This is a genomic window from Mesorhizobium sp. CA5 (assembly GCF_020165105.1).
GTDB lineage: Bacteria > Pseudomonadota > Alphaproteobacteria > Rhizobiales > Rhizobiaceae > Mesorhizobium.
Window position 1 is genome coordinate 151,754 of the sequence record NZ_JAIUHJ010000014.1, and the last position, 15,725, is coordinate 167,478.

General features: G+C 64.8%; 14 protein-coding genes. 6 read left to right on the forward strand and 8 right to left on the reverse strand.

The features are described from left to right. Position 1: 1 nt before the first annotated feature. The 8 genes from LB529_RS19330 to LB529_RS19365 form a co-directional block, all read right to left on the reverse strand. Entirely contained in the window at positions 2–994 is a 993-nt protein-coding gene (locus LB529_RS19330) for a cyclodeaminase (protein ID WP_224712004.1), read from the reverse strand. After that, complete coding sequence (eutB, locus tag LB529_RS19335) at positions 991–1,989, reverse strand: hydroxyectoine utilization dehydratase EutB (RefSeq protein ID WP_411962546.1); 999 nt, start codon at positions 1,987–1,989, stop codon at positions 991–993. Before eutB ends, LB529_RS19330 begins: the two co-directional genes overlap by 4 nt. Positions 1,990–1,994: 5 nt before the next feature. Then, positions 1,995–2,771 (reverse strand): ectoine utilization protein EutA, encoded by a 777-nt coding sequence (eutA, locus tag LB529_RS19340; protein ID WP_224712017.1) that lies wholly within the window; start codon positions 2,769–2,771, stop codon positions 1,995–1,997. Between the two features lie 5 nt (positions 2,772–2,776). Next, positions 2,777–3,436, reverse strand: a complete 660-nt coding sequence (ehuD, locus tag LB529_RS19345) for an ectoine/hydroxyectoine ABC transporter permease subunit EhuD (RefSeq protein WP_224712005.1) — start codon at positions 3,434–3,436, stop codon at positions 2,777–2,779. Next, positions 3,436–4,095 carry an ectoine/hydroxyectoine ABC transporter permease subunit EhuC gene (gene ehuC, locus LB529_RS19350; RefSeq protein ID WP_095765846.1) on the reverse strand — a complete coding sequence of 220 codons (660 nt, stop codon included), beginning with the start codon at positions 4,093–4,095 and terminating at the stop codon, positions 3,436–3,438. The genes ehuD and ehuC overlap by 1 nt, the downstream gene beginning before the upstream one ends. Before the next feature lie 187 nt (positions 4,096–4,282). After that, positions 4,283–5,134: an ectoine/hydroxyectoine ABC transporter substrate-binding protein EhuB gene (ehuB, locus tag LB529_RS19355; RefSeq protein WP_095765844.1), complete on the reverse strand. Its 852-nt coding sequence runs from the start codon at positions 5,132–5,134 to the stop codon at positions 4,283–4,285. Between the two features lie 95 nt (positions 5,135–5,229). Continuing rightward, positions 5,230–6,015, reverse strand: coding sequence for an ectoine/hydroxyectoine ABC transporter ATP-binding protein EhuA (gene ehuA, locus LB529_RS19360; RefSeq protein WP_140844064.1), 786 nt, complete (start codon positions 6,013–6,015; stop codon positions 5,230–5,232). A 136-nt stretch (positions 6,016–6,151) separates the two neighbouring features. After that, a complete protein-coding gene (locus LB529_RS19365; protein WP_140782133.1) occupies positions 6,152–7,537 on the reverse strand; it encodes a PLP-dependent aminotransferase family protein in 1,386 nt (461 codons plus the stop codon). Between the two features lie 82 nt (positions 7,538–7,619). Here LB529_RS19365 and LB529_RS19370 point away from each other — a divergent pair, with 82 nt between their 5' ends. The 6 genes from LB529_RS19370 to LB529_RS19395 all read left to right on the forward strand — a co-directional run. After that, positions 7,620–8,105, forward strand: coding sequence for an Lrp/AsnC family transcriptional regulator (locus tag LB529_RS19370; RefSeq protein ID WP_140844068.1), 486 nt, complete (start codon positions 7,620–7,622; stop codon positions 8,103–8,105). A gap of 416 nt (positions 8,106–8,521) precedes the next feature. After that, the gene (locus tag LB529_RS19375) at positions 8,522–10,015 is read left to right on the forward strand and encodes an NAD-dependent succinate-semialdehyde dehydrogenase (RefSeq protein ID WP_224712006.1); all 1,494 of its coding nucleotides are present in this window, start codon (positions 8,522–8,524) and stop codon (positions 10,013–10,015) included. A gap of 34 nt (positions 10,016–10,049) precedes the next feature. Then, on the forward strand, positions 10,050–11,429 hold the full coding sequence (locus tag LB529_RS19380; protein ID WP_224712007.1) for an aspartate aminotransferase family protein: 1,380 nt from the start codon (positions 10,050–10,052) through the stop codon (positions 11,427–11,429). 8 nt (positions 11,430–11,437) lie between these two features. Continuing rightward, entirely contained in the window at positions 11,438–12,538 is a 1,101-nt protein-coding gene (locus LB529_RS19385; protein ID WP_224712008.1) for an alcohol dehydrogenase family protein, read from the forward strand. 366 nt (positions 12,539–12,904) lie between these two features. Further along, the gene (locus LB529_RS19390; protein ID WP_224712009.1) at positions 12,905–15,454 is read left to right on the forward strand and encodes a caspase family protein; all 2,550 of its coding nucleotides are present in this window, start codon (positions 12,905–12,907) and stop codon (positions 15,452–15,454) included. Between the two features lie 19 nt (positions 15,455–15,473). After that, positions 15,474–15,725: hypothetical protein (locus LB529_RS19395; protein ID WP_224712010.1), on the forward strand; the 252-nt coding region annotated here is incomplete at its 3' end.

A 15,725-nucleotide genomic window follows, 5' to 3' on the forward strand; every position in this document is an offset into this window, starting at 1 on the left:
ATCAACTTTCGAAATCGAGCCCGGCATTGGCGGCGCGCGCACGGTCACGGGCCAAAGTGGCGATCGCGGTGTCCTGCACGCCGGTGCCGGTGAGGTCGGCGATGGTGATGTCGCTGGCCGAGCGCCGTCCGGGCTTGCTGCCGGCGATGATCTGGCCGAGCTCTGTCACCTCGGCGTCGGTGGCGAAGACCGCCGCCTCGATGGCGTGGTGGAGCTCGCCCAGACGCCGCGTCTGCTTGGCGCTGTCGGCGACATAGAGATCGGCCATGCGCAGGATCGCCGGCGCGATCTCGTTCTTGTGCTCGGCGTCTGAGCCCATGGCGGTGATGTGCTGGCCGGCAGTGACGAAGCCTGCCTTGATCAGCGGTTCGGTCGAAGGCGTGGTGGTGACGATGATGTCAGCGCCCGCTGCCGCGTTCGCCGCATCCGGCTCGGCCCGCACGAGGATACCGAGCTTCTCGCGCAGGCGCGCGGCGGTGGCTTCAGCCTTGGCGGCGTCACGCGCCCAGATGCGCGCTTCCTCGATCGGTCTGACGAGACACAGCGCTTCCAACTGCAGGCCGGCCTGAAGGCCGGCGCCGAAGATCGCGGCGACGCTGGAGCCTTGGCGCGACAAATGCTTGGCCGCGACCGCGCCGGCGGCAGCCGTGCGGATATCGGTGAGATAGCCATTGTCGAGCAACAGCGCCTCGACCACGCCGGTCTTGGCCGAAAGCAACACCATCATGCCGCCGCCGCTCGGCAGGCCGAGCGTCGGGTTGTCGAAGAAACCGGAGCTTATCTTGACGGCGAAGCCGTCTATGCCGGGCACATAGGCGGACTTCACGTCGACCTCGCCGCGATGCTCGGGAATGTCGAGCCGCAGGATCGCTGGCATCGCCACCGGCAGGGTGGCCAAGGCGCGAAAAGCGTCCTCGATGCAGGCAACGGCGTCCAGATCAAGCGTCACGATCTTGCGCAGATCACTCTCGGTGAGAATGGTTATGCGGCTCATGCTGCGCGCTCCGCGATTGTCTCGCCGCAGACGATGCGGCGGTGCAGGTCCATGTCGATGTTCTTGCCGGAGAGGATGAGAACAGCGGGGCCGCTCACTTTGACCTTGCCGGCAAGCAGCGCGCCGATGCCGACGGCGCCGGCGCCTTCGACTATCTCGCGCTCCTCTTCATACGCATGGCGGATGCCGGCGGCGATCTCGTCCTCGGCAAGCAGGACGACGTCGTCGAGCAGTCCCCGGCACATGGCAAAGGTCAGCCGGTTGTCGAGCCCGATGCCGCCGCCGAGCGAATCCGCCAGCGTCGGCAGTTCCTCGACCTGCACCGGCCGGCCGGCGTCGAGGCTGGCCTTCATCGCAGCGCCGCGTGCCATCGAGATGCCGATGACTTTGGTGCGCGGGCTCACGCCTTTGACCGCCGCCGCCACACCTGCTGCAAGCCCGCCGCCGGAGAGCGGCACCAGCACGGCCGCGGCATCCGGCACCTGCTCCATGATTTCCAGCCCAAGCGTGCCTTGTCCGGCGACGATATCGGGATGGTCGAAGGGCGGCAGCATGACCAGCCCTTCTTCCGCCACCAGCCTGTCGACTTCCTGCTGCGCGTCGTCCTGGCTGTTGCCGACGATGCGGATATCCGCGCCGAGACGACGGATGGCGTCGAGCTTGTTTTCCGGCACCAGCCTCGACATGCAGATCACCGCGCGGATGCCTTCGAGCTTTGCCGCATGCGCCAGCGCGCGGCCGTGATTGCCGGTCGAGGCGGCGACGACGCCGCGCGATTTTTCTTCCGCGCTCAATGCTGCGATCGCATTGGAAGCGCCGCGCAGCTTGAACGCGCCGGTGGTCTGGTGATGCTCCAGCTTGAGATGAACAGGACGGCCCGTGCGGTCCGAGAGGCTTTGCGACAGCACGATAGGTGTCCGCTCGACCTTGCCTGCAATGCGCTCGCGCGCCGCGCGAATATGCTGATGCTCAACAATCATTTCGATCACGGGCATTTCGTTCACTGGGCCAGCGGCTTCGTCCACAGTCGGCCGAATTCGGGCCGGGGCGTTTCGTTGCCGCACAGCCGCAGGCAATTCCAGGCACTGGCCTGGTTGCTGGTGACGACCGGACGTCCGATCGCCTCTTCCATGCCGGGAACCGCGAGCGCGGCGCGCAACGCGGTGCATGAGACGAATAGCGCATCGGCCTGCGGATGGGTGACGTTGCGCGCCAGCTCGACCAGGGACGCCGGCGTGATGCGCGCCATCTCGCGGTCGTCCTCGAAACCGAGGCAGGAGAAGCTCTGGATATCGAAGCCATGCGCCGCGAAATAGGTGGCCATCGGCCGGCTGGTCTCAACGGTGTAAGGAGTCAGGATGCTGATACGCTTCACCCCGAAAGCGTTCAGGCCGCGCACGCCGGCCATCGGCGGGGTGACGACGGGCACGCCGGGCTTGGCTGTTTGGATCGCCTGCTCGATCTCGGCGTCGCCGATCACCACCGACGCCGAAGTGCACGAATAGCATATCGCATCGAGCGGCTCGTCCGGCAGGATCAGCGCCGCGCCCGCCGAAAGCGACGGCTGCATTTTGCGCAGGTTTTCCGGCGTCGTCGGGTTGGCGTAGGGGATGCGCGCGACATAGACGCCGATCCGCTCGCTCGCCACCATGCGGCGGAAGTCCACCTCGCTGGTGTGATCGGTAGCTAAAGCAATCAGGCCGACGCGCTTTTCCAGCGGACGCGAGTCCAGCGTGGGGCGCGCTGTTTCGAGGCGGATGTCGGGCAATGCGTTCATGACTTTCATCTTTCGATCCTGCCGTAGCGATGCTCCAGCCAGCGCAACAGCACGACGGAGCAGAGGCTGATGACGAGAAAGAAGGCGCCGACCAGCGTCATCGGCTCGATGTAGCGGTAATAGGTGTTGGCGACGCTCTTGGCCTGGTTCATCAGCTCCAGCACGGTGATCGCCGACAGCAGCGGCGTCTCCTTGAACATGGCGATGAAATAGTTGGCCAGGGCCGGGATCATCGGCGGGATCGCCTGCGGCAGGATGATATGCGTCCAGGTGTGGCGGCCGCCCAGATTGCAGGCCTTGGCAGCTTCCCACTGGCCGCGCGGCACATTGTCGATGCCGGCGCGGTAAACCTCGGCCGTGTAGGTGCCGTAATGCAGGCCGAGCCCGATGACGCCCGCCACCAGCGGCGGCAGCAGGATGCCGACGTCGGGCAGCACGTAGAAGATGAAATAGAGCTGCACCAGGAGCGGCGTGCCGCGGATGAACTCGGCGAACCAGCCGACGCTGCGCGCGACGATGCGATTCTCCGAGCGCCGCGCCAGCGCGATCCCAAGCCCCACGATCGCCGCCAGGGCCGAGCCGAGCACCGTCGCCAAGATGGTGATCTTCACCCCCTGGATAAGGGTCGGCATGATCTCCCAGACGAAGTTCCAATCCCATTCCATCAGACGCGCACTCCGTCGAGGCCGCGCGCCATGCGGCGCTCCAGCGTGCGAATGCCCCAGGAGATGATCAGCGCCAGCGCGAAATAGATGACGAGAACGGAGAGGAAGGGCATCAGCGTGCTGCCGGTCTGCGAGCGCACCACCTGCGCCTGGAAGGTCAGGTCGGCGAGCGAGATAAGCGACACGACCGAGGTTGCCTTAAGCAGCTCGATCGCGTTGTTGCCGAAGGTCGGCAGCATGACCAGCAGCGCCTGCGGCAGGATCACATGGCGCATGCCTTGCCAACGGCCGAGATTGAGCGCCGTGCAGGCCTCGTATTGCTCGCGGCCGACCGACAGGATGGCGCCACGCACGACTTCCGCCGCATAGGCGCCGACATTCAAGCCCAGCGCCAGCACGCCGGCCTGCAGCGGCGTCAGCGACAGGCCGGCAAAAGGCAGCACGAAATAGGCCCAGAACAGCTGCACGAAAATCGAGGTGCCGCGGAAGAATTCGATGTACGTCGTCGCCAACGCGCGGATGATGAAGAAGCGTGACACGCGCCCCATGCCGGCCAGGAAGGCCATGATCAGCGCAAGCACCGACCCCATCAGCGTCAGCTCGATGGTGACAAGAGCTCCCTGCAATATCAGGCCGAGATAGCCGGACCACTGGGTCATGAAATTAGAAGTTTCCAACGTTTGCATTTGTGCTAGGCCGCCGTGACAGCCCCTTCTCCCCGTTCAACGGGGAGAAGATGCCGGCAGGCAGATGAGGGGCAGCGCTAACCTTGAAATGCTGGCGCCGCCCCTCATCCGGCTCTTCGAGCCACCTTCTCCCCGCAAGCGGGGAGAAGGCAAAGGAGCACTACTTCGCCGCGCAGAGCTTCTCGCGCGTCGTCGACATCGCCGCCTTGGCGGAGAAGCCGTAGGGCTCGATGATCTTGGCGAACTCGCCGGACTTCTTCATCTTGGCGAGCTCGACGTCATAGGCGTCGCGCAGTGCCTCGTCGCCTTTCTTGAAGGCCGCGCCATCGCAATAGACCGGCGCGCCCTGCACCGGCGCGATCACTTCGAGGTTCGGGTCGTTGGCCTTCTTCATCAGGTCGTTGATCGAGAGCACAGGCAACGAATAGGCGTCGATACGGCCGTCCTGCACCATCTTCAGGCCGCTCTGGCCGTCCGGCACGACGATGACGCGATCGCGCGGCACGCCGGCAGTGAGCGCCAGCTTCTCCTCGGTGCCGCCGCCCGGCGCACCGACCGTGGCGGAGCTGTCCTTGGCGATGTCCTCGTAGCTCTTGAAGCCCTTCGGGTTGCCCTTCTTCACCAGCATCGCTTCGGCATCGCAAAGCACCGGCTCGGAATAGGCGACCGCCGCGCAACGCTCCGGCTTCATGAACAGGCCGGCGGTGACGACGTCGAAGCGGCCGGCCTGCAGGCCGGGGATCATCGCGCCGTATTCGGAGATGGAAGCGACGATGTCGTTGACGCCGAGACGCTTGAAGATCTCGCGCGCCACGTCGGGCGCCGCGCCCGATACCTTCCCGTCGGCGGCGACCGCCGTATAGGGCGGCTCGTTGGCGATGGCGACGCGGGCGAAGCCTTGCTGCTTGAGCTGCTCCAGCTTGGCGTCATCCGCCGACCGCGCGCCGGGGGCGAGCAGCATCGCGGTGATCGCGAGGCCGGCGACGCCAGCCAGAATGCCAAGTTTCTTCATTGTTCCCAACTCCTTGTTTGTCTTCTTGGTTTGCCTTGGTTCGGGACGGCCTTTGACCGCCGGTGGACGGCTTGCGCCGCCCGTCTGCATTGCGGTCAGACGCGATGTCCGGCCGCGATGATCTTCTTCAGGAAGCTCTGCGTTCTTTCCTGTTTGGGATGGCGAAAAATCTCATCGGGCTTGCCTTCCTCGACGATCCTGCCGCGGTCGAAGAACAGCACGCGGTCGGCGAAGTCGTGGGCGAAGCCCATCTCATGAGTGACCAGAAGCATCGTCATGTCGGTCTCGGCGGCGAGCTTGCGCATGACATTGAGCACTTCCTCGACGAGCTCGGGGTCGAGCGCCGAGGTGACCTCGTCGAACAGCATGATCTTGGGCGACAGCGCCAGCGCCCGGGCGATCGCCACGCGCTGCTTCTGGCCGCCGGAGAGCTGCGCCGGCATCGCCTTCGCCTTGTCCGCAAGCCCGACCATGTCGAGCAGTTCCATCGCCCGCTTCTCGGCGGCGGCGCGCGCGACCCCCTTGGTCAGCATCGGCGCCAGGGTCACATTGTCCATGACGCATTTGTGCGGGAAGAGATTGAACAGCTGGAAGACCATGCCGATCTTCTGGCGCATCCTGGCCAGATGCCGCTCGTCGGCCGGCAGCAGCTGGCCGTTACGCTCCATGTGGTAGAGCTGTTCGCCGTCGACCTGGATATGGCCGCCGTCGATCTTCTCTAGCGTCATCAGGATGCGCAGGATCGTCGTCTTGCCTGAGCCGGACGGACCGATCAGCGCCAGCTTCTCGCCAGGCATGACCTGCATCGACAGGCCGTCCAGCACCTTGAAGGCGCCGAAGCTCTTCGAAATCGCATCGACCTTGATGATGGGCGCGGGCAATCCATGTCCCCGTTCTGGAGAAGCCTATGCCCTTAACGATGCGAAACGTGCCAAATCATGTCAATTGGAAAAATAATATCATGACAATATTTCCGGCGCGGCACAATTTCAGGGCAATCTGAGCTTCCTTTGTGCATCAGATGGCGAGCAGGAGATGCTCCGGATCGCCGAGCAGCAGTTTGGCGACAACGCTCAGGCCCGCCCGCAGTTCCCCCTCGGTGGTCGATCCGAGCGAGATGCGCACGGCCGGATGCCAGGGCGTGTCGGCGATGCGGAACGAGGTGCCCGGCGCGATCGCCACCCCCCGCAGGCGCGCCTGCGCGACAAAGCTCTCCTCGGCCCGGTCGCCCGGCAGCTCGAGCCACAGATGCAGCCCGTCGCGATGACAGCGATAGTCGACACCCGTGAGCACTTCCGCGGCGATCTCCTGGCGGCGCCTCAGCGCGCCACGCTGCCAGTTGACCAGTTCCATCGCTGTGCCGTCGGTCACCCAGCGCGTAGCGATCTCTGCAACCATCGGCGTCGCCATCCAGTTCGAGACTAGGTGGCGGTTGGCGACGGCCGCGACATAGCGGTCCGGTACCGCGAGATAGCCGATGCGCAGGCCTGGCACGACGATTTTGGTGAAGGAGGTGACGTAGAGCGTCCGTTCCGGCGCGAAGGCGGCAACCGCCGGCGGCCTGCCTTCAACCAGCGGCCCGAGCACGTCGTTCTCGATGATGGCAATGTCGTGCTTGCGCGCGACCGCCGCGATCTGCTCGCGCCTTGTGGCGTCCATCAGCGTCGCCGTCGGGTTGATCACCGACGGCTGCACGAACACAGCGCGAATGTCCGAGAGGCGGCAGGCCTCGTCGAGCGCTTCGGGGATCAGCCCGTTGCCGTCGATCGGCAGGCCCTCGAGATTGAAGCCGAGATAGCGGGCAAGCGGGATCAGCGTGTGGTGGCCGATCGCCTCGGTGGCGACCGTCGAGCCGGGCGGCGCAACGCTCATCAGCGCCACCGTCATGCCGGCAGTGGCGCCGTTGGTCAGGCTGATGTTCTGAGGCGACGCCTCCAGCCCGCAAAGTTTCAGCCATTCGACCGCGACCGCGCGGTGGCGCGGGAAAACCATGTTCGGCCGGAACGATAGCGCCGAGCTCGACGGCAGGTTCTCGGCCAGCCAGCCCAGCGCCTGCTTTAGTTTCTCCAAATGCATCGGCTCGCAGACCGGCTTCAGGATCGAGAGGTCGATGACCTCGCCCAGCCGTTCCGGGATGTAGGGCGGCTCGGGCTCGCGACGCTGCGTCTGCACGAAACTGCCGCGGCCGACCTCGCCGGAAATCAGTCCCCGGCGGATCAACTCCTCATAGGCGCGGCTGACGGTCTGCACCGAAAGCTTCAGATCGTCTGCCAGCCGGCGGTGCGTCGGCAGCCGCGTGCCGTTGGCCAGACGCCCGTCATGGATGGCGCGCGCGAACTGGTCGGCCAGCGAGAGATAGGCCGGCCGGCGGATGAGAGCAGGATCTGGCTGCCAAAATGTCATGACTTATTAGAGATCGAAATCAGTGCAATTGACAATCGAAATAATGCATCGTCATGGTGTCCGCAACGAAAGGCGGACCCGCATGGCGGCAGCGAAACTCGACCCGATCGACCTCAGGATTCTCGATGCCATCCAGCGCGACGGGCGTATCACCAAGCTCGCGCTGGCCGAGAAGGTCGGCCTGTCGCCAACGCCGTGCTGGATGCGGCTGCGCAAGCTGGAGAAGGCCGGCATCGTCTCCGGCTATCACGCCGCGATCGCCATGCGTGTCATCGCGCCGGTGGCGACGGTGCTGATGGAGGTCACCCTGGCCAATCATCGCCAGGCTGACTTCGACCGCTTCGAGCGGGTCGTGCGCGATATCCCGGAGATCGTCGCCTGCTGGTCGGTGGGCGGCGGCGTCGACTACGTGCTGAAAGTGATGGCGCGCGACATCGACGCCTATCAGCGGCTGGTCGACGGCCTGCTTGAGCGCGAGATCGGCATCGACCGCTACTTCACCTACATCGTCACCAAGACGGTCAAGGACGAGACCGTGCTGCCGGTGGCCGATCTGCTGCCGGAATAAGGGTGAGTCGGTCTCACGATCAGCGTGGAGATTAGCCGAAACGTCCGTCACTTCGTCATCCACGGGCGGAGCAAGGAGCGAAGCGACGCGGCGCAGACCCGAGGATCCATTCCGTAACGCCAAGGCGTTGCAACGGTGCAGAATTCTGCTCCGCTGCGCCCTTCGATCAAGGTCACGGAATGGATCCTCGAGTCTACGCGTCCGCTTCGCTTCCGCTCCGCCCGTGGATCACGAAGTTGTGGAGGCAGCCAATTTCACCGGTTGGTGGCATCCGGCGGCTGGTAAGCTAGAGAGATTGACCTGCTCTCCCGGACAAATAGAGACAATCTCTCTCTGTCAGCCTGTCGAAACAGCCTCTTTGTCCCGATTGCACGACTAGTCTCTCCATATCGCCTCGGCACCGGGAGACCCGACTGATGTCCGCACATTTTGCCCGTACCAACCACCATGAAGCGCTCGACCGCCTCGCCGATCGCCGGCTGCTGCGCGCGCTCGCCTATGTCGACGGTCACTGGACGGCGAGCGAAGCGGCGGCAAGTTTTGAGGTTACCGATCCGGCCACCGGCGCTACCGTCGCCTTTGTCGCCGCGCTCGATGCTGCCCAGACGACAAAGGCGATCAATGCCGCGTCACGCGCGTTTCTTGGCTGGCGCTTGGCGCTGCCGCAGGAGCGCTCGAAAATCCTGCGAAAATGGTTTGATCTCATCATCGCCGCCAAAGATGATCTGGCGCTGCTTATGACGCTGGAACAAGGCAAGCCGCTGAAGGAATCGCTGGGCGAGATCGACTACGCTGCGTCCTTTATCGAGTGGTATGCCGAGGAAGCGAAACGCCTCAACGCCGAAAGCGTCACCAGCCATCTGCCGAATGCGGAGATGTCGGTGCGCCGCGAGCCGCTCGGAGTCGTCGGGGTCGTCACGCCCTGGAATTTTCCGTCGGCCATGCTCACCCGCAAGGCGGCGGCAGCTTTGGCTGCGGGCTGCACGGTGGTGGCGCATCCGTCCTCGGAGACGCCGCTGTCGGCCCTGGCTCTGGCCGAGCTCGGCGAGCGTGCCGGACTCCCGGCAGGCGTCTTCAACGTCGTCACCGGCGATGCGCGCACGATTGTCGGCGCGATGTGCGCCGATGCGCGGGTCCGCGCGATGAGCTTCACCGGCTCGACCGAGGTCGGCCGGCTGATCGCCGCGCAGAGCGCTGCGACGATGAAACGACTGGTGATGGAGCTCGGCGGCCACGCGCCGCTGATCGTCTTCGACGACGCTGACATCGACAAGGCGGTGACGATCGCGCTCGATGCCAAATTCGCCACCTCCGGCCAGGATTGCCTCGCCGCCAACCGCATCTATGTGCAGCGGCCGATCTATGATCGCTTCTGCGCCGCTTTCGCCCGCCGCATCGAGCAGCTCCGCACCGGCAATGGCCTAGCCGCAGACGCCGATATCGGACCGCTGATGCATGAGCGCGCGGTCAAGAAGGTCGAGGAGCAAGTCGCCGATGCGCTCACCCACGGCGCGCGCTGCCTGGCCGGCGGCAAGCGTCACGCGGCCGGGCCGCTGTTCTACCAGCCGACGCTGCTCGCCGATGTGCCGGACGAAGCGCTGATCATGCGCGAAGAAACCTTCGGCCCTGTCGCGGCTGTGACGCCGTTCGACGACGAGGCGGAAGTCGTCGCCCGCGCCAATGCCACGGAATATGGCCTGGTCGCCTATGTCGTCACCGAAAACGGCGCGCGGCAGGCGCGCATGGGCCGCGCCTTGGAGTATGGCATGGTCGCCATAAACCGCGTCAAGATCACCGGCGCGCCGATCCCGTTCGGCGGCGTCAAGCAATCCGGCATCGGCCGCGAAGGCTCTCGCCACGGCCTCGAAGCTTTTACAGACCTCAAATACCTTTGCCTCGACGTAGCCTAAGCTACCCGGGCCTCATTCTCGTCAGGAGTCAAAAATGCTCGAACAGTCCAACGAACTCTCCGCTTGGGATCGCGACCACTTCTTCCATCCCTCGACGCATATGGGCACGCACGCGCGCGGTGAATCGCCGGCCCGCATCATGGCCGGCGGCGAAGGCGTCACCGTCTGGGACAACACCGGCAAGAAGAGCATCGATGCCTTCGCCGGCCTCTATTGCGTCAATGTCGGTTACGGCCGCCAGAAGATCGCCGATGCCATCGCCGAGCAGGCGAAGAACCTCGCCTACTACCACGCCTATGTCGGGCATGGCACCGAGGCCTCGATCCGGCTCTCCAAGATGATCATCGACCGCGCGCCGAAGGGCATGAGCCGAGTCTATTTCGGTCTCTCCGGCTCGGATGCCAACGAGACCAACATCAAGCTGATCTGGTATTACAACAACGTTCTCGGCCGGCCGGAGAAGAAGAAGATCATCTCGCGCTGGCGTGGCTATCACGGCTCGGGTGTCATGACCGGTTCGCTGACCGGGCTCGAGCTGTTCCACAACGCCTTCGACTTGCCGCGGGCGCCGATCCTGCACACAGAAGCGCCGTATTATTTCCGCCGCGCCGACCGCTCGATGAGCGAGGAGCAGTTCTCGCAGCATTGCGCCGACAAGCTGGAAGAGATGATCCTGGCCGAAGGCCCCGACACGGTCGCGGCCTTCATCGGCGAGCCGATCCTCGGCACCGGCGGCATCGTGCCGCCGCCGGCCGGATATTGGGCAAAGATCCAGGCCGTGCTCAACAAATACGACGTGTTGCTCGTTGCCGACGAGGTGGTGACCGGCTTTGGTCGTCTCGGCACGATGTTCGGCTCCGACCATTACGGCATCAAGCCGGACCTGATCACCATCGCCAAGGGCCTGACCTCGGCCTATGCGCCGCTTTCCGGCGTCATCGTCGCCGACAAGGTCTGGCAGGTGCTGGTCAAGGGCTCGGACAAGCTTGGCTCGCTCGGCCATGGCTGGACCTATTCGGCGCACCCGATCTGCGTTGCCGCCGGTGTCGCCAATCTCGAACTGATCGACGAGATGGACCTTGTGCGGAACGCCGGCGAGACCGGCGCTTACTTCCGCGCCGAGTTGGCCAAAGCCGTCGGCGGCCACCGGAATGTCGGCGAGGTGCGTGGCGATGGCATGCTGGCCGCAATCGAGTTCGTCAAGGACCGCGACGACCGCGTCTTCTTCGATCCGGCGCTGAAGGTCGGGCCGCAGATCGCCACCGCGCTCGCCGCCAGCGGCGTCATTGGCCGCGCCATGCCGCAGGGCGATATCCTCGGTTTCGCGCCGCCGCTCTGCCTGACGCGCGAGGAAGCCGACATCGTCGTCGCAAAGACCGCCGACGCGGTGAACAGTGTATTGACCAGCATCTGAGAAGTGACATGAATGCCATGACAAGAACTCTTCCCGCCACCATGGCCGCCGTGCAGCTTACGGGCCATGGCGGCCTTGAGAAGCTCGTCTACCGCACGGATGTGAAGGTGCCGGCACCTGCCGCCGGCGAGGTGCTGGTCAAGGTCAGCGCCTGCGGCATGAACAACACCGATGTCTGGGTGCGCCAGGGCGCCTATGGCACGGAGGAAGATGCCGGGGCGGTGTCGACGTGGCGCCGGCAAGGCAACACGCTCACCTTCCCGCGCATCCAGGGCACCGACACGGTTGGCACAATCGTCGCCGTCGGCGACGGCGTGTCCGCGGAGCGCATCGGCGAGCGCGTCATGGTCGATTTCTCGATCTATAATCGCGACGACGATTCGTTGGCCGACATCGACTATATGGGCCACGGCCGTGACGGCGGTTATGCCGAATACCAAGCGCTGCCGGCCGAGAACGCACATGTCGTCGACACCGATCTGAGCGATGTCGAGCTAGCCACCTTCTGCTGCGCCTATCTCACCGGCGAGCAGATGCTGGAGCGGGCGGGCTTGAAAGCCGGCGAGCGTGTGCTGGTCACCGGCGCCTCTGGCGGTGTCGGCTCCGGCATCGTGCAACTGGCGAGGGCGCGGGGCGCCATCCCCTACGCCGTCGTCGGCAAGGGCAAGGAACAGGCCGTGCTCGACATCGGCGCCGAGAAGGTGATCACGCGCGGCGTGGCCGACCTGCTCACCGCCGTCAACGAAGCGACTGGCGGCCAACCCATCGACGTGGTCGCCGACCTCGTCGGCGGCGCCATCTTCAACGATCTCCTACGCATCCTGCGGCCCGAAGGCCGCTACACCACGGCCGGCGCCATTGCCGGCCCGGTCGTGCAGTTGGACCTCCGCACCATGTATCTGAAGCAGCTCCAACTCCACGGCTCGAGCCAAGGCACGCGCGCGGACTTCCGTCGCATCGTGCGCTACATCGAGGAAAAGAAGATCAAGCCGCTGGTCGGCGGCGTCTACAAACTGTCGGATTTCCACCGCGCCCAGACCGACTTCATGGGCAAGGACTTTGTCGGCAAGCTGGTGGTGGTGCCGGACGCGATGTGGAGCGGCGCCTGACGAGGAAAGAGGCCGGCTCGGGCTCGGCGGGTCGCCGTAGCCTTCCGTCCGGAATTGCGTAAAAGCAAAGAGATAGGACGCTTTCGCCGTTCCCATGAAACGCTGCGGCGTCACAGACACGCAGCGCTGCGCGGAGGCGTGGCTCGCCGATGGCGATCCTGCATCGACAGACGGCGACGCGCTTATCCAGGTCATTGCGGCGCCGAGGTCTCTGGGTTATTTTAGCAGTTAGTTGAATGCGCGATCTGCCTTGCCATCGCAGGCGCGTTCGTTGCCGTCTTGGCAGATTGTGAAGTCTTTAACAGACCGCGATGCCGCAAGCTGCGTTCTTGTGGCCGACAGGTGATAGCAGTTAGGGATTTTACCATGCTGCGATGCTGTGCGCTGATTGCAGCCTTGATCCTCGTGGGCCTCGCGACGGTGCAGGCGCACGCCGATCGGAGGGTTGCGCTTGTCATCGGCAATTCCGAATATCGCGAAATCCCGGCGCTGAAAAATCCGGACAAGGATGCCGACGACGTGTCGAGCACGTTCCGGCTGGCCGGCTTCGATGTGTTCGTCGCCAAGGATCTCACCAAGCTCCAGTTCGAGAAGGAATTTCGCAATTATCTCGCGGCGGCGGACGGCGCCGATCTGGCGGTCGTCTACTATTCCGGCCACGGCTTTCAGATCGGCGGCGAGAATTTCCTGATCCCGGTCGATGCCTCGCTCAAGGATGCGGCCGACATCGAGGTCCAGGCGGTCAAGCTCGACGATGTCCTGCAGCAGTTGCGCGCCAAATCGAAGATCCAGGTGATCATCCTCGACGCCTGCCGCAACAACCCGTTCCCGCGCAAGGATTACTGGCTGCGCGACCAGTTGATCGCGGCCGGCGGCACCGGCCTCGCGCAGGTGAAAAGCTCGCTGAACACGCTGATCGCCTTCGCCACGGAACCCGGCGCCGTCGCCTATGACGGGTCCGGCGATCTCAGCCCGTTTTCATCCGCCTTCTCGCGCCGCGCGCTGGCGCCGAACCAGGAGATACGTTCGGTCATGGCGGCGGTGCGCCGCGACGTGGTCGAGGCCACCAAGGGCGCGCAGGTCCCTTGGGAGAATTCCTCGCTGATTGACGAGGTGGTGCTGATGCGCCGGGCCAACCGGCCGGCTTTGCCGCCGGTGCTGGAAAAGACCGTACCGTCGGGCGTCGGTCCGGTCGCGCTCGACCTGCCGGTGCCGGTCGATGTCGATGGCGGCGCGGTCACCATCAGCATCGAAAGGCCGCCGGCGCTGGGGCGTCTGATCCTGGACGGCAAGCCGGTCGCGACGGGCGAGCCGATAGAGGGCAAGGATCTGCCGCGGCTCGCGATGGATGTGCCGAAGGGCGCCGACGCCGAGGACCAGGTCGATATGTTGGCCTACGCCGCGCATGACGAGTGGGGCGGTGTATCGCAAGGCATCCTGGTGTTCCGGGTCAAGAACGGCGATGGCGCCGCGGGCAAGCAGCTTGTCGCCTCGCTCGAGTCGGAACAGAAACAGCAGGTGGTGGAGCGCGGCATCCACATCGCCGGCGCCGCCGAGGCGATCGAGAACCGCGACGTCAAGATTCCGGTCGGTGTCGGCCCGGTGCCGCTGAAGCTGGATTTCCCGACCAACGATCCGGCCGTAAGCGTGAAGCTTGCGAGCTATCCGGCAACCGGGACGCTGTCCCTGCCGGACCGGACCTTGTCGCCGCAATCGAGCCTGATGGCCGACGAGGTCGATAAACTACGCTACGAACCGCAGATAGGCGCGGTCAAGCCATTGATAGTCGGCGTCGAAATCAGAGCTGACAACACGTCATCGAAGCCGGCGACGATGAAGCTTTCGCCAAGCGTCGATCCCTGCGACACGCAGGCAGGCGAACCCTTGGACCTGCAGGGCGTCGTTCCCGGCCTGTTGCCAAACGAGATCGGCGCCGGCGCGGTGGAGGCCTGCCGGGCGGCCGTGAAGGCCTATCCCGATGTCGCCCGCTTCCACTACGAACTCGGCCGCGCGCTGCTCGCCGCCGGCAAGGTCGAGGAGGCCAAGAAGGCGATCAAGGAAGCCGCTGACCAGGGACATGTCCGCGCTGTATTCGAGCTGGGCTACCTCAACGCGACCGGCACGGGTATGCCCGCCAACCGCAAGCAGGCCAACGCTTTCTATGCCGCGGCGTCCGACAAAGGCGATCCCTATGGAATGACTTCATGGGGCCGCGCCTTGTTCAACGGTTACGGCGTCGACCGCGATACCGGCAAGGGGCTGGACCTGCTGCTCAAGGCGGCGGCGATGGGCCATACCTATGCGATGAACGACCTTGCGGCGATCTTCACCGAAGGCCGCAACGGCGTGCCGGCCGATCCGGCTCGCGCCGTGGCCTTCCTCAAGGCCGGCGTCGAGCGGCAGGACATGTATTCGATGAACCTGCTTGGGCGCAATTATCTCTCCGGCACGGGGGTCGAGAAGGATCCAAAAACCGCGCTCACGCTGTTCCAGAAATCGATGGATCTCGGCCAGCCCTATGCCCCCGGCAGCCTTGCACGCATGTACAGGGACGGTGTCGGCGTGCAGCAGGATCTGGCAGAGGCGCAAAGGCTGTTCGAGCTGGCGACCGATCGCGGCGATCAGTCGGCCGCATATGATCGCGCGGCGCTGGAGATGCAAAGAGGCGACAAGGCCGACCAGGCGGTGGCCGCGCGCTATCTTGCTTTCGCGGCCGCGCTCGATCTTCGCAACGAGATTCCGGACGCAAAGGCGACGCTCGCGAAATTTGGAGCCAAGGCGAAGACAGCGGCTCTGAAACAAATGCGTGGGGAACTCAAATCCAAGATTTCGGCGGACGGCTCGTTGGACGATCAGCTGGTCACCACGGCCAGGGCGGTCTGGGAACAAGCCAATCCGCGACGGGACCTGTTCTGATCAGCAAGGAGGCAATGTTGTGGGCTGGGCATCGAAACACGCAATCGTCGCAACAATCCTGTCCGGTGCTCTCGCAGTCGCGGGCTGCACGACCGTGACGCCCAGGGTCGAGCCGGCCCCGACGGAGAAGCACAGGACGAAGGCTGTTCGCACGACGACCGCGCCAAAAGTCGTCGAGCGCAAGAAGGTTACCGCCAAGAAACTGATCAAGCCCGTTCAGACCGAAACCGCGCCTGTCATTGCACCGATAGGCGGGGGAGGGGGCGGAGGC